Below are 20678 nucleotides of genomic sequence, written 5' to 3'. Positions count from 1 at the left end.
CCTATGATACAATTGAATTATAAACAGATGTAGAGAAAGGAGCGGGGTTGCATTGGAACATAAAGGAATATTATTAGAAAGTGGCACAAATGAGCTAGAGATTGTTGAATTTGAAGTAGCAAACAATAAATTCGGCATCAATGTTATTAAAGTAAAAGAAATTATTCAACCGATCCCAGTAACGTTTATCCCACACGCGCACCCGCATGTAGAAGGAATCATTCAATTACGAGGTGAGGTATTACCTGTTGTAGATATGCTACGAGTATTAGGGATTCAAGGTGCTGAGCGTAATCCACAACAAAAATATATTGTAGCAGAATTTAATAAACAACGTGTCGTTTTCCATGTAGATAATGTAACACAAATTCATCGTATTTCTTGGAATCAAATTGAAAAGCCTTCAGATATGTATCAGGGAGGTACATCGCAAGTAATCGGAGTGATTAAACAGAATGAGCAAATGATTCTATTACTAGATTTCGAAAGAATTATGGTGGATATCAATCCTGCATCAGGAATTAGTGTGGAATCTGTTAAAAAGCTCGGTAAACGTGAGCGATCTGGAAAGCGAATTTTAATTGCAGAAGATTCACCGTTATTACGTAAATTACTGTTCGATACAATGAGTGAAGCTGGTTATGACAATGTTGAATTCTTTGAAAATGGCCGCGATGCTTATGAATATTTAGAGGGAATTGCAAAGAGTGGTAGTGACATAGCTGAGCATATTCAATTGGTGGTAACGGATATTGAAATGCCACAAATGGATGGCCATCATTTAACACGAAAAATCAAAGAGCATCCCGATCTTCAAAAGCTTCCTGTTATCATTTTTTCAAGTCTAATTACAGATGACCTTCGTCATAAAGGTGATCAAGTAGGGGCTGAGGATCAAATAAGTAAGCCAGAAATTGCAGAGCTCATTTTACGTGTTGACCAACTTATTCTGTAATCACCATGGCTTGATACTTCTCAATTTTAATAATGGGTATCCTGCAAGTATAAATAAATGAAAGTAAAGTCGGATGCCTGAATTAAGAGGGTCCGATTTTTTGTATATGTCCAAATAATATGAACAAAATAAATGGTAGATGCTTGAAGGATGTGATTATTTGAATGAATTAAAAACAGCTATTATTGATATCGGCTCCAATACGATCCGATTAGTATTATATCAATATGCTAATGAAGAGGGACTTCGTGAGCTTGGAAATATTAAAACGGTAGCACGATTGCGTACATATTTACAGCCCTCAGGAGAGATGTCTGATGAAGGTATTCAAGTGTTATCAGAAACTTTATTAACATTTAAAGCCATGCTTGAGGATTTTGAAGTAACAGATGTAAAAGCTGCGGCGACTGCGGCTATTCGACAAGCCACTAATCGAGACAAAATTATAGAGGAAATGAAAGAACGGACTGGTATCCAAATAGAGCTTTTATCAGAAGAGGAAGAAGCCTATTTTGGCTACGTTGCTGTTGCCTACTCCATGGGTACGAAATCGGCCGTAACAATCGATATCGGTGGTGGTAGTACCGAAATTACGCTGTTTGAAAATAAAGAAATTCAGCAATCACATAGTTTCCCTTTTGGGACAGTTTCTTTAAAGCAACGTTTTGTAAAAGGTGACATTATCAATAGTAGTGAGAAAAAAGAGCTTCTTGCCTTTGTCAAAGAGCAGTTCCAAACACTCCCTTGGATAAAAAATATTGCTCTACCTATTATCGCAATTGGTGGTAGTGCGCGGAATATTGCTCAAATACATCAACAAAAGCATGATTACCCTATTGCCAGCGTACATGGTTATGAAATGACAAAGGAAAATTTGGATGATTTAAGCTTATTTTTAGGGCAATTAAGCTTTCAGGAATTGAAACAATTGGATGGTCTCTCATCTGACCGTGCAGATATCATTGTACCTGCATTAGAGGTATTTAGAGTGTTGATGGAGGTAGTTGGTAGTGAGACCTTCCAACTGACAAAGCGAGGTTTACGTGAGGGACTCATTATTCAACGGATTTTGCAAACAGATACAAAGGCATTTGATAAATATAATGTATTTGAAGGAAATGCTAGAAGATTAGCACGTCAGTATGGTCGGAGTGAAGTGGAAGTAGATTATTTAATGCATTTAGCAGACCAATTGTATCGTGAATGTTGTCATTTAGGCTATTTGCAATATCATCCAGATGATTTGCATTTATTGGCAAAAGCGGCGAAGGTTTTTAATATAGGAGAGTATATCGAATTAAGCTCTTCAAGCCAACATACTTTTTATTTAATTGCGAATCAATCTATTGATGGTTTAAATCATTTAGAACGAGTAAAACTAGCACTTCTTGCCTCTTATAAAAATAAAGATTATTTCGAACGATTTGCTGCTCCATTTGCTACATGGATGAGTCGGGAGGAACTTCGTAAAATAAGAGATTTCGGAGCTCTATTAAAATTTGTCTATGCATTAAATGTTTCAAAACGCAACATAGTACATGCTATTGAAATGCACACCGAAGAAGATCATGTTCAGCTTAATATTTATGTAAAAAAGAATGCCGCGGCTGAAAAGTATCAAGCCAATCGACATAGAAAGCATTTAGAACGTGCATTAAAAATCCCAATGAAGATCAATTTTATTGAAGAAGGGTGGAACAATGGATGACAACTGAAGTAACGAAAAACGAGCTACATGGGGAAGAATTTTCCGAAAACTACAATCTATTGTTAGAGGAAATTGCAAAGCCTCAATATTATAATAATCGTGAATTAAGCTGGCTTGCCTTTAATGAGCGAGTGCTAGAGGAAGCAGAGGATATTAATAATCCTCTGCTCGAGCGTTTAAAATTTTTAGCTATATTTAGTTCCAATCTAGATGAATTTTTTATGGTACGTGTGGCAGGCTTACAGGATCAGGTACGTGCTGGTTTTCATAAGCCTGAAAACAAATCTGGCTTAACGCCGAAGGAACAGTTGGCCAAAATAGCAGAACGCACACAAGCATTAGTGCGACGACAAACTGAGGTATATAGACATTTAATCTATGATTTACTACCTCAACAAAATGTACATATTGCGGATATGAAAGATTTAAATAGCAAGCAAAAATCATTTATCAATGAAATGTTTGCAGAAACTATCTTCCCTGTTTTAACACCTGTTGCAGTGGATGCCTATCGTCCTTTCCCAACTTTACTTGGTAAAACTTTGAATTTACTAGTGCTGTTAGAGCAGGATGAGTCAGATCTTGAAAGTCGTGAAAAAGTGGCGATTGTCCAGGTTCCATCTGTGTTAGATCGCTATATAAAAGTACCGTCCGAAGAAGGAAAGACAGTTGTAGTTTTATTGGAGGATGTGATAGTAGCGCATATTGAAAAGCTGTTTTATGGCTATAGCGTAAAATCAGCACAAGCCTTCCGCTTAACAAGAAATGCAGATTTAACTATCCATGAAGAAGGGGCTCGAGATCTTCTTGTGGAGATCGAAAAAGAGCTGAAAAAGCGAAAATGGGGTCTAGGAAGCCGTTTAGAAGTTCGAGTTGGAGAAATGAACGAGGAAGTGCTGCAATACTTACTAGATGAATTCGAAATAGAAGAATCTGATGTATTCCATATTGATGGTCCTTTGGATTTAACGTTTATGTTCTCTTTTGTGAAAGGTATTTCAGTAGGTCGTGAGCATTTAGAATATGAAAGCTTTATCCCACAGCCACCTTTAGATTTACAGTCTGACGAAAATATTTTTGAAAAAGCACTTCAACAGGATATATTTTTCCATCATCCATATGAATCTTTTGCCCCTATTGTTGATTTTATTTCTGAGGCCGCTGTCAACCCGAATGTGCTGGCTATAAAACAGACATTATATCGAGTAAGTGGGAATTCACCGATTATTCAAGCGTTAAAGCTTGCCGCTGAAAACGGTAAACAAGTAACGGTATTAGTGGAGCTAAAGGCTCGCTTCGATGAAGAAAACAATGTGCACTGGGCAAAACAATTAGAACAAGCAGGTTGTCTTGTGATTTATGGGATGAATAATTTAAAAACACACTCAAAAATCACGCTAGTCGTTAGTCGTCGTAACGGCAAAATTGAACGTTTTGTCCACTTGGGTACAGGAAATTATAATGATGCTACTGCAAAAATCTATACGGATATGGGCATAATAACGACAGATAAAGAGTTTGGCATTGATGCGACAAATTTCTTTAACTACTTAAGTGGCTATACAGAAAAGCCAACCTTTAATCATTTAGTCGTTGCTCCATTTGATATACGAGATGAATTTATTCGTTTAATGGATGAGGAAATTGCCTGTCATAAAAAATATGGAAATGGTTTTATTCGTGCAAAAATGAATTCATTGACAGACAAAGATTTAATGATGAAGCTTTATGAGGCATCAATTGCTGGTGTAAAGGTCGAACTTATTATTCGTGGTATATGCTGTATTAGACCAGGAATCCCAGGTATTAGTGAAAACATTACCGTAACAAGTATTGTTGGTCGTTTCCTTGAGCACTCTCGTATTTATTGGTTCCATCATAATGGTGAAAATAAAGTATATTTATCCTCTGCGGATATGATGACACGCAATATGATTAAACGTGTAGAAATTTTATTCCCTGTATATGCAAGTGAAGCAAAAACTCGTATTATTGACATAATGAATGCACAATTAATGGATACTGCCAAAGCCCGTATTCAAGACTCTAATGGTAAGTATCATTATAAAGAGTTTGATCGTAGCGAAGATCCATTAAATAGCCAGGAAATTTTCTTGAAGGATGCATTAAAGCCTACGCTAGACGAAGAATAGAGCAAACACGCTACTTAGTGAGGGATAGAATGAAAAAATGTAGAGAAAATGTAGCGCCATTTGCAGAATATCAACAGCTCATGCAACTAAATCCATTTGATGCAATCATTTGTTTGAGACAAGTTGATAAGACAGTGTTTGAGGTCGTTGAATTTAATGAAAAGCTATCGTCAATGATTGAGTTGGAGGATATAACAGCCAAAAACGCTGAGAACTTTTTTACTAAGCAATGCTGGCTGCAATTGTCGGGATTTCTAATTGAAGAAATCAATAAACAGCATACTCTAAAATTAGGTAACGGTCTTCAAGAGAAAACATTTGTGCTTCATGTTCAGCACTTTTCTGAATCAATAGTTGCCATTATTCTTCGAGCGACATCATTTGAAGAAAATCCCTATTTACAGTTCATTGAACAACATATAAGTCCAGTGTTAACGACAGATTTACAAGGTCGAATAATTCATCAAAATATTGCTGCTACTGCTACACTATCGAGAGAGCAGAACAGTCTAATTGGACTAGATATTTTTTCATTACTAGAAAGTAAATATCTCAATGAATTTAAACTATTATTTACCAAAACAATCGAAGGTTCAGCGTTTGGCATGCCTAAATGCTTATTGAAAGGTGATTTACTAAGTAAGGAGCCCTTTTATTTAAGAACGCATCCAACCTATTATAATGGTGAAGTTGTGGGTGTCCACCTATTTGTTAAAGATGCTAATTCATTTATGAATGATCATGAAGCATTCTATTACCTAGCACTAATGGATGAATTAACAGGTATTTGGAATCGAAAAGCTTTTAAGGAGCATTGGCTACAGCATTTAAATGATAAAAAGCAAGAGCATAAGCAAGCAGCTCTTATTTTAGTTGACATTGACCGTTTTAAAAAGTTTAATGAATCCCTTGGAGAGAGCAAGGGAGATGATTTGATGCGTATGTTTAGTCATAGGTTACGGGAGCTTTGCTACTCAAAGTGTTCGCTATATCGATATAATAGTGACGAGTTTATTTTTGTGCTAAAAGATGCAACCATCCAAAAAATTGAACGAACTGCAAACTTGATTATGGACGTATTAAAACAGCCATTTATGATAGATGGACAGGAATATTTTATTAGCGTATCGATTGGGATTTCACTTAGCCCAGCAGATGGTAAAGATATCGAGACACTTGTACGGAAAGCAGATAAAGCTTTATTTTCTGTTAAAGAACATGGTCGTTCACATTACCGCTACTACCGTGAAGATATGACGGCCATTTTTCCAAACGAAGCATTGATGGAGGCACATTTACGTCGAGCAATTGAATTTAATGAGCTAAGTCTCCATCTTCAACCGCAAATGGATTTAGCAAATAATAGCATCGATAGCTTTGAAGCATTATTACGATGGAATAACCGTAAATTTGGTTTTGTCTCACCAGCACAATTTATTCCTATTGCGGAAGCCTCAGGGTTGATTATTGAAATCGGTGATTGGATTATTGATGAGGTATGCCGTTACCAAAAAGAATGGCAATCGAAGGGATATCGTCCTGTACGGATTGCAGTCAATATATCCCCAAAACAGTTTAGAAAAGAAAATTTTGCCCGAAAAATTAAAACAGCTTTAAAGACATATGGTGTACCACCTGAATTGTTAGAAGTAGAAATTACTGAAAGTTCTATGACAAATGTTCATGAAACATTTTCGATTCTTACAGAACTGAAGCAATTAGGTGTTTATGTGTCTGTGGATGATTTTGGGACAGGCTATTCCTCATTAAGTTATCTCAAGCGTTATCCGATTGATATTATTAAAATTGATCAGTCATTTATTGCAGATATAGCAAAGGATGATAAAAATGAAGCCATCATAAAAGCCATCATTTCGATGTCTCATAATTTAGGATTAGAGGTCATTGCTGAGGGAATTGAAGAACCAATACAAGTCGATTTTCTCAAACGCCATCGTTGTCAAAAAGGGCAAGGCTATTTGTATAATAAACCATTACCAGTTGAAACAATTGTACAACAATATTTTGTAAGCTAGAAAACGGTAGCACTTTCATCACAAAATAGATGAAGTGCTACTTTTTTATTTGCCGTTTTTAAGACCGTTTAAGACAATTGCTGTAAATTGCCCCATCTCAGAGGCTAGGTCAAAGTCTTCACTATGTATTAACCAATCATAGACATTGGCACGCATACAGCGCTGAATAAGTGTTTGTATGGTAGTAGCAGAAACATCTTGTCTAAATTCTCCTTGTTGAATACCTTCCTCGATATATGTGTTCATTATCTGAAAAATCTTACGTTGTGGATTGATTAAATAATGATCCTGTTCTACTTGGTTTGTCATAGCAGCCGTATACACTGTACGTAATAAATCCTTTCCCACAATATTTGTTAAATAGTTCATTTGCTCTTGATACACTAATAGTATTTTTTCACTTGCTGGTAATGTGGAATCAATATTTTTTTCAACTGTACGATAAAAATTATCAAGCTCCTTAAATTTTTCTAAAATAACATCATATTTAGATGGAAAATGTGTATAAAATGTCCCCTTTGAAACATTACATGCCTTCGTAATTTGTTCAACAGAAACATGTTCATAACCATGCTTGTTAAATAAAGCTAAAGAAGTTTTCAATAATTTTTCACGTGTTTCTAATGCCTTTTTCTGTCTGCTTGTGAGCGTTTCCATTAGCAGCTAATACCTCCTATATAAAATATTGTAAAATATCTTTTGTAAAAAATATTCTGAAAATATTAATTTTTTAATTGACGAGATGGATTTCGATTGATTATGATTTAAATGACCGAAGTCAATGACTGCAGTCAATGAGATTATCTCGTTATTAATGTTACTTTAAAAAATGAAAGTTGGCTAGTAGATCATCAAGTTTTCTGTTGTATTTTCAAGGAATGGGGAGGTCACAATGAAGGAAAAATTAGGCTTTATTGGCTTAGGAAATATGGGTTTACCGATGGCTATTAACTTATTAAAAGCAGATTATCAGGTATATGGTTTCGATACGAATACGAAAGCAATGGAACAATTCACAGCTGCAGGTGGTTTCGCCCTTGAGACAGCTCTGGATATCGCGAAGCAATGTGATGTTATTATGACAAGCTTGCCTACCCCTCAGGTTGTAGAATGGGTTTATCAGTCAGAGCAAGGAATTTTACAACATGCAAAGAAAGGGTGCCTACTGATTGATTTTAGTACTGTTAATCCCGAATTGAATGATACGTTACATACAGAAGCTATAGCTTCGGGATTACGTTATTTGGGAGCACCTGTCAGTGGGGGTGTCATAGGGGCTATCAATGCGACATTAACTATTATGGTTGGTGGTGACACAGATGATTATATAAGTGCTAGCGAAATATTCAGAATAGTCGGTAAAAATATTTATCATTTGGGCACATCTTCAAGTATAGGAACGCGAATTAAATTACTCAATAACTTAATGATTGGCTTTTACACAGAGGCAGTCGCTGAAACGATTGTACTTGGCGAAAAAATGGGTATTCAGGCAGACACGCTCTATGAAGTATTAAACAATAGTTATGGGCAAAGCCGTATTTATGAACGTAATTATTTGGAATATATGAAAAATGATAATTATGAGCCAGGCTTTTCGACAAATCTACTATTAAAGGATTTGAAGTTAGCTAAGGAAATGGCGGATGAAGCAGGCGTATCGCTGCGAATCGGCGAAAAGTTAGTGGATCTTTATAGTGAAATTGCTCAGCAGGGCTATGGAGAAAAAGATATGTCTGCAGCTTATTTAAGCTTAAAGGAAACATGTAAACTAGAACAATTTTAAGAGGAGGAAATGGATATGACAACAGCACAAGAGGTTAAAACATTAACACATTTTATTGGTGGCAAATTGGTTGAAGGAAAAAGTGGCCGATTCGGTTCGGTATTTAACCCAACAACAGGTGAAGTCATTGCTAAGGTACCCCTTGCAACAATAGAAGAAACACAAGATGCAATCGAGCAAGCTCAAGCAGCATTTCCAGCTTGGCGTGATACTTCAGTGGCTAAGCGTGCAGAAATTGTACTAAAGTTCCGTAACCTTATCACTGAAAATATGGAGGAACTATTAAAAATCATTTGTACTGAAAGCGGTAAAACGATTGAAGATGCTAAAGGTGAAATTACACGAGGACTTGAATCTGTTGACTTAGCCATTGGTGCACCACACTTAATGAAGGGAGAATACTCTGTAAATGTTGGAGGTCAAATAAATGCTTATTCTGCAAAATATCCATTAGGGATTGTGGCAGCAATTTCTCCATTTAACTTCCCTATCATGGTGCCTCTAGCACAAACGAGTATGGCCATTGCTGTAGGAAATGCGGTTGTTTTAAAGGCATCAGAGCGTGTGCCAATGACAGCATTGTATGTTAGTGAGCTTTGGAAGAAGGCGGGATTGCCTGATGGTATTTGGACAGTAATCAATGGTGATAAAGATGCGGTCAATGAACTTTTAGAAAACCCAGCTGTGCAAGCGATTTCATTTGTTGGATCAACACCAGTTGCAAAATATATTTATGAAACTGGATCAAAATATGGAAAGCGTGTTACAGCGCTTGGTGGGGGTAAAAATAATATGGTTGTAATGCCTGATGCCGACCTTGAACAGGTAGCCAATGCCTTTATTGGAGCAGCATATGGGGCAGCCTCACAACGTTGTATGGCGATATCTACCATTATGCCTGTAGGAAAGGATACTGCAGATCGTCTCGTGGAGATTCTGAAGGAAAAAATCGCGAATCTGAAGGTTGGCCCTTATACAAATCCTGATTCAGATTTTGGCCCTGTTATTTCTCAACAATCAAAAGAAGCAATTCTTACTGCAATTGATCGAGGGGAAGCCGAAGGAGCTTCAGTAATTTGTGACGGACGAGAACTTGATATTGTCAAAGAGTCTAAAGGGTTTTATGTAGGGCCTACATTATTAGATCATGTAAAACCAGGCATGGAAGTTTACGAGCAAGAAATATTTGGTCCAGCTCGCAATGTTGTTCGTGTAGATTCCTTAGAGGAAGCTATTACACTAATAAATAAGCATGAGCTAGGTAATGGTGTCACAATCTTTACGAATGATGGATTAGCAGCTCGAAAATTTACAACAGAAATTGATGTTGGCATGGTTGGTGTCAATGTACCAATTCCAATTCCTGTTGGCTACCATAACTTTGCAGGCTTTAAAGGCTCTCGTTTTGGTGAGGGGCATATGTTTGGTCCAGACCAAGCACGATTCTTCACAAAAACTAAAACAATTTCAGAGCGTTGGATGGCTGGTAATGCCTCTTCAGCATCCACATTTGCATTCCCAAGCAATAACGACTAATAAAACCTAGAGCTGTAGAGTTATACAGCTCTTTTTCTAAAAAAGGGGATGGGTGGGGTGTAAATGTTAGCGTATATTGGTCTTTTTGGTAGTTTAGCATTATTAGTTTATTTAACAATGAAGGGTGTAAATCTACTTATTTCAGCACCGTTAACTGCGCTGTTAGCAGCCTTAACAAACGGTCTTGCATTTTTTCCTCAAACAGCTGATAAAGATCAGGCAAACTTTCTAACGAGCTATATGGATGGGTTCACCGGATTTGTTGGTTCATGGTATTTAATGTTCATGGCGGGTGCCATTTTCGGTAAAGTCATGGAGGATACAGGCGCTGCAGATAGTGTCTCAAAATGGATTGTAGAAAAAATAGGAGTGAAATATGCCACATATGCTGTAGTTTTAGCTGCAGCAGTACTCACATATGGTGGTGTTTCAGTTTTTATCGTAGCCTTTTCTGTTTATCCAATGGCTATTAGTTTATTTAAACAAGCAAACTTTCCACGACGTTTTATTCCTGCTGCACTGGGCCTAGGTTCTGTCACATTTACGATGACATCAGCAGGCTCACCTGAGATTCAAAATTGGATACCAATTCCATACCTTGGTACAACTCCATATGCAGGTTGGCAAGTTAGTATTGTCGTGGCTATTTTTATGGCCGTTGGTGGCTCGCTTTGGCTGAATTGGATGATTAAACGCGCTGTTAACAAGGGGGAAGTTTTCATTGAGCGCTCTACCGATCCAGTAGCTGATGCAACACGTAAGCTACCGAGTCCCCTTTTGAGTCTTGTACCATTATTAGTTGTTTTAGTCATTTCTTATATTTTCCATGATTCACTTGGAACCTCTGCTTTAATTGTAGCCTTAACTAGTGGCTGTATCGTGGCTTATTTAGTGAGTTACAAATATGCAAAGTCAGTTGGTGCAACATTAGCAGCAGGTGCAATGGGTGCTATTATTGCCATTGCAAATACGGCGGCTGTTGTCGGTTTTGGCGGGGTAGTAAAAGCAACACCATCCTTTGTTGCAACTGTTGATGTAATGACCAATATCCCTGGCAGTCCGCTAATTGGAGGAGCCTTAGCCATTGCGGTTATTGCTGGTTTAACAGGTTCAGCATCAGGGGGACAAACAATTGCAATGCCCTTACTAGCACCGCATTATATCGAGATGGGTGTAGATACAGAAGCGTTGCATCGGACAATCGCTATAGCATCTGGTTCGCTAGATTCATTGCCACACGGAGGATATGTGGTGACAACCATCAATTCAGTATGTAATGAAAAGCATAAGGATGCATATATGCCATTTGGAGCCTTGACGGTTATTATCCCTATTATAGGTACAATACTTGCAATCATATTATTCTCATTAGGGATGTAGGAGGGATGAAGTATGCAAGGAAAAACGGTTTTTATTACAGGGGCAGCTCGTGGTATTGGTCTTGCTATGGCACAAGCATTTGCTGAGCAAGGGGCTAATGTTGTAATAACAGATAAAAATGAACAGCTTCTTGAGGAAGCCGTCGCACAATACCCCTCTTTAACTTCCTATATATGTGATGTGACAGAAGAACAAGCCATAAGAGAAGCCATTGATTTTACGATTCATAAATTCTCAACCTTAGATATTTTAATCAATAATGCAGGATTTCAACATGTGTCGCTTATTGAGGATTTTAAGACAGAAATTTTTGAGTCAATGCAAAAAGTGATGGTCGTTGCTCCCTTTGTGGCGATGAAGTATGCGTTACCACATATGAAGAAGAATCAATTTGGTCGTATTATCAATATGGCCTCCATCAATGGCGTCATTGGGTTTGCTGGGAAGGCAGGATATAATGCAGCAAAGCATGGTGTGATTGGGCTTACTAAGGTAACGGCACTAGAGGTGGCGACAGAGGGAATTACGGTAAATGCTATTTGTCCAGGGTATGTTGACACGGAATTAGTACGTAATCAGTTTATGGATTTAGCACAAACACGGGGAATTCAAGTGGAAGAAGTTCTTGAACAAGTGTTATATCCACTTGTACCGCAAAAACGTTTACTTGATGTCTCAGAAATTACAGGACTTGCATTATATTTAGCAAGTGATGTAGCAAAGGGGTTAACCGGCCAGGCCATTCTATTAGATGGTGGCTATACAGCTCAATAGCTTAGGAGGGAAAATATGATTCAAACAAAAACCATCTTTACTGTTCATTCACCAGGTACGATTGTATATGGTCGAGATTCATTTGAAGAAGTAGGAGAGTATGCGAAAAAACTAGGTTCAAAGGCATTAATCATTAGTGATCCAATTATGGACAGTTTAGGCTTTATCAAGAAATGCCATACACTGTTAAAGACCCAAGGGATAGACGTCGTTTCATATATAGGGGTGACAACTGAGCCAGATGATATGTATGTAGCAGAGGGATTGCAGCTTTTGCAGAAAGAAAACTGTGATGTCATTATTTCTGTTGGTGGTGGTAGCTGTATTGATACGGCGAAGGCGATTGCAGTAGTGGCTACAAATGGCGGCTACATAGGAGATTATATGAAAATGGCAAAGGTTGCAGCTAATGCACCAATTCCACACATTGCGATACCAACAACAGCAGGTACAGGCTCTGAAGCAACAGATGCCACTGTTATTACCAATACAAAAAGTGATGTGAAAATGATGATTAAGCAACCAGCTTTTATGCCCACTATAGCGATTGTTGATCCTATATTAACCATTACTTCACCTCCAGCAATTACCGCAGCAACTGGAATAGATGCATTGAGCCATGCCATTGAGAGCTATTTATCGCGTTTAGCTCACCCTTATTCGAATGTGCTCGCCTTATCTGCTATGGAATTAATTGTGAATAACATCATAAGGGTTTATGAATATGGAGATGATGTTGATGCTAGGGAAGCGATGTCATTGGGTTCGATGCAGGCAGGGCTGTCATTTTCTAATGCTTCTGTTGCCCTTGTACATGGAATGTCCCGTCCGATTGGGGCACTTTTCCACGTACCGCATGGCATCTCCAATGCGATGCTTTTACCAGCTGTACTAGATTATTCAAAAGACGCTTGTATAGATCGATTGGCAGATTTAGGACAATTTTTTAATAAAACAAAAGAACGTTTATCGCAAGAGGAACTTGCTCAGCTTGCTATTACGTCCATTAAAGATATGTGTAAGTATATGAAAATTGGCAATTTAAAGCAGTGGGGAATCGAGGAGCATGCTTATTATCAGGCCATTCCTAAAATGGCCGAGGATGCACTTGCAAGTGGGAGTCCTGGTAACAATCCGAAGATACCAACTTTAGAAGAGTTAATGGAGCTATATAAAATTGCCTATACGTATGAGTTTTAATGATATTGGAGAGCTATTCATTGAATGAATGGCTCTTTTATATTTTTTCAGAAAATAAACTCGCATTCTATAGAATTAATATGACATATTCGAGAATATATAGTAAACTTTTAGTGAATCACCATTCATTTTTAACAAAGGGGGAAATGGAATGTTGCAAGGGAAGACAATTATTATTACGGGTGGATCAAGTGGTATGGGGCTGTATATGGCAAAGCAGTTCGTAACTGAGGGAGCTAATGTTGTCATAACAGGTCGTAACGAAGAACGATTAGCAGAGGCAAAGAAATTTATAGCGGAGGCTGGTCCCTCTATTGAGACATTCCAAATGGATGTACGTGTACCTGAGCATGCTGAGGCTATGCTCGCATTTGCTATTGAAAAATTTGGTCAAGTGGATGGGCTTGTGAATAATGCAGCAGGTAACTTTATTGTACGTGCAGAGGATTTATCACCGAATGGCTGGAAGGCTGTTGTAGATATTGTATTAAATGGTACATTCTATTGCTCTTCAGCAGTAGGCAAGTATTGGATTGAGAATAAGACCAAAGGGTCTATATTAAATATGGTAGCGACGTATGCTTGGAATGCAGGAGCAGGTGTGATCCATTCAGCTGCAGCAAAAGCAGGGGTACTATCATTGACGAGAACGCTAGCTGTTGAGTGGGGGAAACAGTATGGGATTCGGGTTAATGCTATTGCACCAGGCCCGATCGAGCGTACTGGTGGAGCCGATAAGCTTTGGGAATCAGAAGCAGCGGCAGCTCGTACACTAGATTCTGTTCCACTAGGCCGTATAGGAACACCAGAAGAAATTGCTGATTTAGCTACATTTATGATGTCTAACAAAGCAAGTTATATGAATGGAGAATGTGTAACTTTGGATGGTGGGCAGTGGCTCAATCAATATCCATTCTAAAAATCTTTGCATAACGAATAGCTGGGTTGACGCATACTAAGGGTAAAGAAAGGAGTTTTGCCGATGGGTATGTGGTTAATACCAGCAATTATTGCCATTGTGATCATTTCTGCTATTTCGTTTGTTTATACGTTAAAAATAGCTAAAATGACTTCTGAACGGAAATCTGAAAATGATACCCCTATTTCAGAAACAGTTGAAGAATATGCAACGATGTTGAACCCAATTGTTTGGGTCTATGCAATTTTTTTACTTTTTTTAGGGATCATGATTTTTTACTACTGGAGTAAGGCTGGCTATTAGTTAAGAACCATCTTCATTCGGTCACGAAAAACTTGACTGGATGAAGATATTCTAAGTTTTTGCTGTAAAGGCTAAAATAATTCATTGTTCATGAAAACTCTTCTCGGCCTGGTCATGGTCATACATAGAAAAGTTGTGATATGATGAAAGGGAAGGACTGTTCTACACAGTGAGGACAGAAAAGGAGAAGAAGTTCATGATTTCAACTAACAGCAAAGACTTATTAGCAATGCCAATTAGTGATTTTATCATTTCCTCTGAAAAAGTTGCGCATGTACAAAGTGGAAATAGTGCGGAACATGCACTCCTTGTACTAACACGTACAGGGTACTCGTCCATACCTGTATTAGATTTGAAATATCGACTTCAAGGTTTACTTAGCATGAAAATGATTACCGAATCGATTCTTGGACTTGAGCATATTGAATATGAAAAGCTACCTGATATTAAGGTTGACTCTATTATGGAAAAAGAGATCGCTGTATTGAAGCTGACGGATAGTTTCCAGCGTGCTTTGGATTTAGTTATTAACCACGCCTTTTTATGTGTAGTGGACGAAGATGGTACATTCGCAGGGATATTAACAAGACGTGTTATTTTAAAGCAATTGAAAAAATATATTTATCAAAAAGAGTAGTAGCTTAAGAGGGAACTCAGATGAAAATCATGAGGCCCTCTTTGCTTGTATTGGAGGTTTACAGATTGATGGCAACAGAGGCAGAAATTTTAAAAATCTTAGCTGAAGAACGCAATATGCGGAAAGCAGCAGAACGTCTATTTTTATCCCAACCAGCCCTTTCACAACGATTGCAAACGATTGAGAAAGACTGGGGTGCACAATTATTTATTCGTTCACAAAAAGGTTTAACAGCAACACCTGCTGGTGAACAAGTTATTGCTTATGCAAAGGAAATGCTAGCCAAAAAGGAAGAAATATTTGAAACGATTCAATCCTTAACGACAAAGGTAAACGGGACATTGAAAATTGCTTGTGCTTCCATTGTTGGTCAGAACTGGCTACCAAAAATCTTGCAGGATTTTGTGTCAAAATATCCAGAGGCTAAAATATCACTGATGACGGGCTGGAGTTCTGAAATTGTGAAGGCTCTTTACGAGGGCGAGGCCCATGTAGGCATTGTACGAGGCCAAGTTGACTGGAAAGGAGAAAAGATCCACCTTTTCAGAGATACTCTTTATTTAGTGGACAAAGAGGTTAAAACAATTGAAGATGTGTTAAAAACAGACCGTCCATTTATTCAATATAAGAGTGATTCCAACTATTATCAAGAAATTCAGCAATGGTGGCAGCAGCATTTTGCCTCGAATCCAAGAAAACAAATTTTAGTGGATCAAATTGAAATTTGCAAGCAAATGGCATTAAATGGTATCGGTTATGCAATCTTGCCTTCTATTACATTAAATGACCACGATGCCATTCATAAAATTCCTCTATCAAATGATGAAAAAGAGTTTGGTCTTACACGCGATACTTGGCTAATTGGTTATGAATCCTCTTTTGAATTAAGACAAGTAGAGGCATTTGTTGAAGTAGTGCAGGATCATGCACGATGTTTGTTTGATTATACTAAATAGAATATCAGGCAGCTCTAGGTTGTTTTGGAGTTGCCTTTTTGCATTGTAGAATTCTTAAGAGTTTATGAATATTAATGAAGATAACATAAGAAATGGAACAAAATGCAATATAAATCGTATAATTATGTAACCATCTATTTACATAAAAAGGGGTTGAGCTTTTGAAAAAGACAAAATGGACGGCACTGACCTTACTAGTCATGCTTGTAATGAGCTTTATCTTGCCTACAACTCAGGCGAGTGCTGCTGCTACACTAGAGGTGAAAGCAACAGCTGGTGTTTCTGGTAAAGCGAAATATCAATCAGTAGTACCACTCCAAGTTACAGTGAAAAATAATGGAGCTGACTTCTCAGGAGATATGGCGATTAATTCATCAAATTCTTATGAGGCAGCTTCAGCCCTTGTCGTTCCAATAGATATAGCAGCAGGAGAGGAAAAGACATTTACTTTCTATCTTGATGGTTTAGCTGACTATAGTTACTCGGACACAGATTTATTTGCCTTTTATGAGGGAAACATTGAAAAAGGAAAAAAGATTGCCTATAAGGGAACTAAACGTCTGCAATCAAATTTTTTAGATCCCTCATCAACATTCATTTATACATTAACAGATAAAAGTGATCGACTTTCAGCACTATTACGTTTATCAACATTTGTAGCTCAAAGTAATGTGGAAGTATTTAATATCAATCAATTAAAAGATTATACACTTCCAGAAGACTCGCAGGGACTTGCGATGGCCAATGTCATTGTTGTAGATGAAGTGGCTATTGCTGATTTAACACCGAAACAACAAGAAGCATTACTAAAATGGGTACAGGATGGTGGTACCTTACTTCTAGGTGCTGCTGACCAAATCAATGCTACAGCAGGGATTTTTAAAGAGTATTTACCTTTGTCATTATCACAAGAAACGACTGCGATTTCTGCAGAAGCTTTAACTAAATTGTCAGGTGGCGGCATTTTTACACAGCCGATTTCAGTTTATGCAGCTACTAGTAGTGAAGGAAGTTTACCTGTACTAACAGAAAATAATGCAGTGTTAGCAGCAAAGAAAAAAGTGGGTAGCGGGGAAGTGATTCAAACAACCTTCTCTTTAGGTGATCAACCACTTGCTTCTATGGACGGCTACGGAGCACTTTTAGCCAAAGTGATGAATATTCAAAGTATTTCACAGCAAGGAATGATGAGACAGGGACAATCTCCTCTCGATCAAATATCTTATGAGCTTCGTAACATTAATGAACTATTTCCATCTTTCGAAGTATCAGTGAGCTATATGCTAATTGTCATTATTCTTTATATTTTAATAATCGGGCCAATCCTTTATTTTATCTTGAAAAAAGCGGACAAGCGTGAGCATGCATGGTGGATAATACCGTCCATCTCTGTTGTTCTTTCCATTGTTCTCTTTATTGTCGGAGCGAAGGATCGTATTGTACAGCCACAAGTTCAACAATCTGCATTCTATAAAGTAAATGAAGACAATAGTGTAAATGGCTATTATGTAGAGTCCATTCTAACGAATCGCAGTGGGGATTTTGTGGTCAATGCTGACCAAAATACAACTGCCGTTGCATTAAGAAATTATAATAACTTCACAGGCACGATGGGGCCATTACATGAATCTTCTTATATAAAAGAAAATGCTAGCGGTTCAACACTAACATTACGTGATTTAAGCTACTGGTCTGTGCAATCCTTTGGTGGAAAAACATCAGCACAAAATATCGGGAAGATGGATATAGATATAACACTGAAAAATGAAAAACTAACAGGAACAGTTAAAAATAATTTCCCGTTTGCATTAAAAGATGTCACATTAATCTCGGGTGTGAAAGAAGTAAAACTAGGTGATATTGAAGCAAACGGAACATTACAGGTAAATAAGGAACTGAAAACAACGGTTCTTCAAAAACCATCTATTTTCAATAATTATAATTATAGTTACCCATCGAAAAAGGATGAGGTAGACCCAATGCGGATTGAACGAATGAAAACTTTAGCATTGCCGCTTGTAGAAAAGGATAACCAACCAATACTTACAGCTTGGACAGATCAAGCGGTGGTAGGAGTTGAATTAGAAACAAGTGCCAATATGTCACCAATTACGATGCTTGTTCAACCATTTAAAGGAAAAGTTGAGCTAACAGGTCCATTTACAATGAAGCGTAATAACTTCTCGTATTCAGTAGAGCCACTATCAGCAAATGGCTATTATGAAAAGATCGAGGAAGAATTGAATAAATGGTACCTATCTGAAGGGTTGTACGAAGTAACGATGACCATGCCAGATCAATTTATGGATGCCGTTGAATCACTTAATGAGCTGACAATTTCTAATAAGGATGTCTCACGTATGCAGCTATCCATTTGGAATAATGAAACGAATATATATGAGCCTTTAGTCGATACAAAGCAAGTGTTTACAGACAAGGTTTCAACATACTTTAATCAAGATGGAGAGCTTCGAATTGAAATCAAATATGGTCCCGATCCATCAGGAGAACAAACGAAATTACCAGACATAGAGCTGAAAGGAGTGGCAAAATAATGATTGAAATTCGTGATTTAACGAAACGATACGGCTCCTTTACAGCATTAGATCATTTAAACTTATCTTTAGAAGAAGGCGTTGTATTTGGATTTGTTGGCGCAAATGGAGCAGGGAAATCAACGACATTCTCTATTTTAGCGACCCTATTGTCACCGACTTCAGGAGATGCTCTGATAAATGGCAAAAGTGTTGTGAAGGAACCTAAAGAAGTTCGAAAGCAAATTGGTTATATGCCCGATTTCTTTGGTGTATATGATCAGTTAAAAGTAGATGAATATTTAGATTTTTATGGAGCGAGCTACGGTATCCAATTAGCAGAGCGTCAAGTGTTAATTCCACAATTATTAGAACTAGTGAATTTATCAAGTAAACGCTATGAATATGTTGATTTATTATCACGTGGTATGAAGCAACGCTTATGTTTAGCTCGTGCACTTATCCATGATCCAAAGGTACTGATTCTAGATGAACCTGCTTCAGGACTAGATCCACGTGCTCGTGTGGAAATGCGAGATATTTTACGAAATTTAAAGTCTATGGGAAAAACAATTTTAATTTCGTCGCATATTTTGCCTGAACTTGCTGAGATGTGTGATGAAATCGGTGTTATTGATAATGGTAAATTAATTGCACATGGAAATGTAGCCGCGATTCAGGCCCAGCTACAAGGAGAAAAGCGTATTGTATTAAAAGTGACAGATCAATTGGATGCAGTACGAGCGTTTTTAGAGGAAGATCCGCATATTTCATCAATTGATGTCATTGAAAGTCGTTTAGAAATAGCCTTTAACTATCGAGGAACAGATGCTGAGCAGGTGGCATTGCTAAAAAAAGCTATGCTTACAGATTTACCAATCTATGCATTAAGTGAAGAAGAGAAGGATTTAGAGGATGTCTTTATGGCGATTACGAAGGGAGCGGACAATCAATGATGGAAAGATTTTATAATCCAGTACTTGTTAAAGAATTGAAGTTACGCTTCCGTTCTTTTAAAAGCTTTTCAGGTTTAATGTTTTATTTAGCTGTACTGTGTATTTTCATTGCAGGGTTTTTATTGCTTACAACTGAATTTACTGGCAGAGGCTTCTTTAGACCAGAGACAAGCTTTATGATGTTTGCTGTGCTAACCATCTTGCAAATGGCATTAGTTCTTTTCATTACACCAAGTTTGACTGCAGGTGCTATCAGTAGTGAGCGCGAAAAGCAAACATTAAATATTTTATTAACAACGACACAAAGTTCTACACAAATTGTTATTGGAAAATTACTATCCTCCGTAGCATTTCTAGTATTGATGCTGGTAGCAGGATTACCACTATACAGTCTAGTGTTTCTATTCGGTGGTGTGTCGCCTTCACAGCTTATTTCTATATTTTTATTTTATTTAGTCACTGTAGTAGCAATAGGTAGTATAGGCGTGATGTTTTCTACGATTACTAAGAGGACTATTGTTGCCATGATTGCCACATACGGCTCAATCATTTTCTTAGGAGGTATTACAGCATTCTTCTTCTTTTTAACAATGGCCTTTCATCAAATGGGCAATGCCATTGGAACAGGTGCCTCCTTTATGACCTATTTCTGGGCATCTATTAATCCAGGTGCCTTGATGCTGACACTTATTTCTCCAGAGATGGGGGATGCATTAGCAGAGCTTTCGGGAGTAGAACTACCTGTATGGATTACTTATTTAATTGCTTATGTATTCATCATTGTGCTTTGTTTAACGATTGCGATTAAAAAATTGCGTGCCAACATGAAAAGTAACCGATGAGGA

The 20678-nt window shown here is 37.6% G+C and carries 17 protein-coding genes; 16 read left to right on the top strand and 1 reads right to left on the bottom strand.

Features of this window, described 5'->3' with window-relative positions; genetic code table 11:
- Nucleotides 1-52 precede the first annotated feature (52 nt).
- The 4 genes from NY607_RS14870 (at nucleotide 53) to NY607_RS14855 (ending at nucleotide 6852) form a co-directional block, all read left to right on the top strand.
- Nucleotides 53-955 carry a chemotaxis protein gene (locus NY607_RS14870; RefSeq protein ID WP_048391990.1) on the top strand — a complete coding sequence of 301 codons (903 nt, stop codon included), beginning with the start codon at nucleotides 53-55 and terminating at the stop codon, nucleotides 953-955.
- 160 nt (nucleotides 956-1115) lie between these two features.
- Entirely contained in the window at nucleotides 1116-2663 is a 1548-nt protein-coding gene (locus NY607_RS14865) for a Ppx/GppA family phosphatase (RefSeq protein WP_259419910.1), read from the top strand.
- Nucleotides 2660-4816, top strand: coding sequence for an RNA degradosome polyphosphate kinase (locus NY607_RS14860; RefSeq protein WP_237899420.1), 2157 nt, complete (start codon nucleotides 2660-2662; stop codon nucleotides 4814-4816). Before NY607_RS14865 ends, NY607_RS14860 begins: the two co-directional genes overlap by 4 nt.
- A gap of 29 nt (nucleotides 4817-4845) precedes the next feature.
- Nucleotides 4846-6852, top strand: coding sequence for a GGDEF and EAL domain-containing protein (locus NY607_RS14855; protein ID WP_259419909.1), 2007 nt, complete (start codon nucleotides 4846-4848; stop codon nucleotides 6850-6852).
- Nucleotides 6853-6897: 45 nt separating this feature from the next.
- On the opposite strand, the gene NY607_RS14850 is transcribed toward NY607_RS14855, so the two are convergent.
- Nucleotides 6898-7509: a TetR/AcrR family transcriptional regulator gene (locus tag NY607_RS14850; protein WP_131521695.1), complete on the bottom strand. Its 612-nt coding sequence runs from the start codon at nucleotides 7507-7509 to the stop codon at nucleotides 6898-6900.
- 235 nt (nucleotides 7510-7744) lie between these two features.
- Between NY607_RS14850 and NY607_RS14845 the strand changes: the two genes are divergently transcribed.
- From NY607_RS14845 to NY607_RS14790, 12 genes are all read left to right on the top strand, one after another.
- Entirely contained in the window at nucleotides 7745-8638 is an 894-nt protein-coding gene (locus NY607_RS14845) for an NAD(P)-dependent oxidoreductase (protein WP_131521694.1), read from the top strand.
- A gap of 15 nt (nucleotides 8639-8653) precedes the next feature.
- The gene (locus tag NY607_RS14840; protein WP_259419908.1) at nucleotides 8654-10174 is read left to right on the top strand and encodes a CoA-acylating methylmalonate-semialdehyde dehydrogenase; all 1521 of its coding nucleotides are present in this window, start codon (nucleotides 8654-8656) and stop codon (nucleotides 10172-10174) included.
- 63 nt (nucleotides 10175-10237) lie between these two features.
- Entirely contained in the window at nucleotides 10238-11554 is a 1317-nt protein-coding gene (locus tag NY607_RS14835) for a GntP family permease (RefSeq protein WP_131521692.1), read from the top strand.
- Nucleotides 11555-11566: 12 nt separating this feature from the next.
- Nucleotides 11567-12328 carry a 3-hydroxybutyrate dehydrogenase gene (locus NY607_RS14830; protein WP_131521691.1) on the top strand — a complete coding sequence of 254 codons (762 nt, stop codon included), beginning with the start codon at nucleotides 11567-11569 and terminating at the stop codon, nucleotides 12326-12328.
- Between the two features lie 15 nt (nucleotides 12329-12343).
- Entirely contained in the window at nucleotides 12344-13528 is a 1185-nt protein-coding gene (locus NY607_RS14825; protein ID WP_259419907.1) for an iron-containing alcohol dehydrogenase, read from the top strand.
- A 151-nt stretch (nucleotides 13529-13679) separates the two neighbouring features.
- On the top strand, nucleotides 13680-14447 hold the full coding sequence (gene fadH / locus NY607_RS14820) for a 2,4-dienoyl-CoA reductase (protein WP_237899442.1): 768 nt from the start codon (nucleotides 13680-13682) through the stop codon (nucleotides 14445-14447).
- Nucleotides 14448-14510: 63 nt separating this feature from the next.
- A complete protein-coding gene (locus tag NY607_RS14815) occupies nucleotides 14511-14750 on the top strand; it encodes a hypothetical protein (protein ID WP_048391979.1) in 240 nt (79 codons plus the stop codon).
- A gap of 196 nt (nucleotides 14751-14946) precedes the next feature.
- Entirely contained in the window at nucleotides 14947-15387 is a 441-nt protein-coding gene (gene cbpB, locus NY607_RS14810) for a cyclic-di-AMP-binding protein CbpB (protein ID WP_237899443.1), read from the top strand.
- 68 nt (nucleotides 15388-15455) lie between these two features.
- Nucleotides 15456-16343 carry a transcriptional regulator CcpC gene (locus NY607_RS14805; protein ID WP_112117431.1) on the top strand — a complete coding sequence of 296 codons (888 nt, stop codon included), beginning with the start codon at nucleotides 15456-15458 and terminating at the stop codon, nucleotides 16341-16343.
- A gap of 161 nt (nucleotides 16344-16504) precedes the next feature.
- A complete protein-coding gene (locus NY607_RS14800) occupies nucleotides 16505-18898 on the top strand; it encodes a DUF7408 domain-containing protein (protein ID WP_259419906.1) in 2394 nt (797 codons plus the stop codon).
- Nucleotides 18898-19833: an ABC transporter ATP-binding protein gene (locus NY607_RS14795; RefSeq protein ID WP_131521688.1), complete on the top strand. Its 936-nt coding sequence runs from the start codon at nucleotides 18898-18900 to the stop codon at nucleotides 19831-19833. The genes NY607_RS14800 and NY607_RS14795 overlap by 1 nt, the downstream gene beginning before the upstream one ends.
- Entirely contained in the window at nucleotides 19830-20675 is an 846-nt protein-coding gene (locus NY607_RS14790; protein WP_103117519.1) for an ABC transporter permease, read from the top strand. Before NY607_RS14795 ends, NY607_RS14790 begins: the two co-directional genes overlap by 4 nt.
- Nucleotides 20676-20678 lie beyond the last annotated feature (3 nt).

Origin of the sequence: Lysinibacillus sp. A4 (assembly GCF_024919535.1) — a bacterium.
Taxonomy (GTDB): Bacteria; Bacillota; Bacilli; order Bacillales_A; family Planococcaceae; genus Lysinibacillus; species Lysinibacillus capsici.
This window is presented reverse-complemented; position numbering and strand designations above follow the sequence as displayed.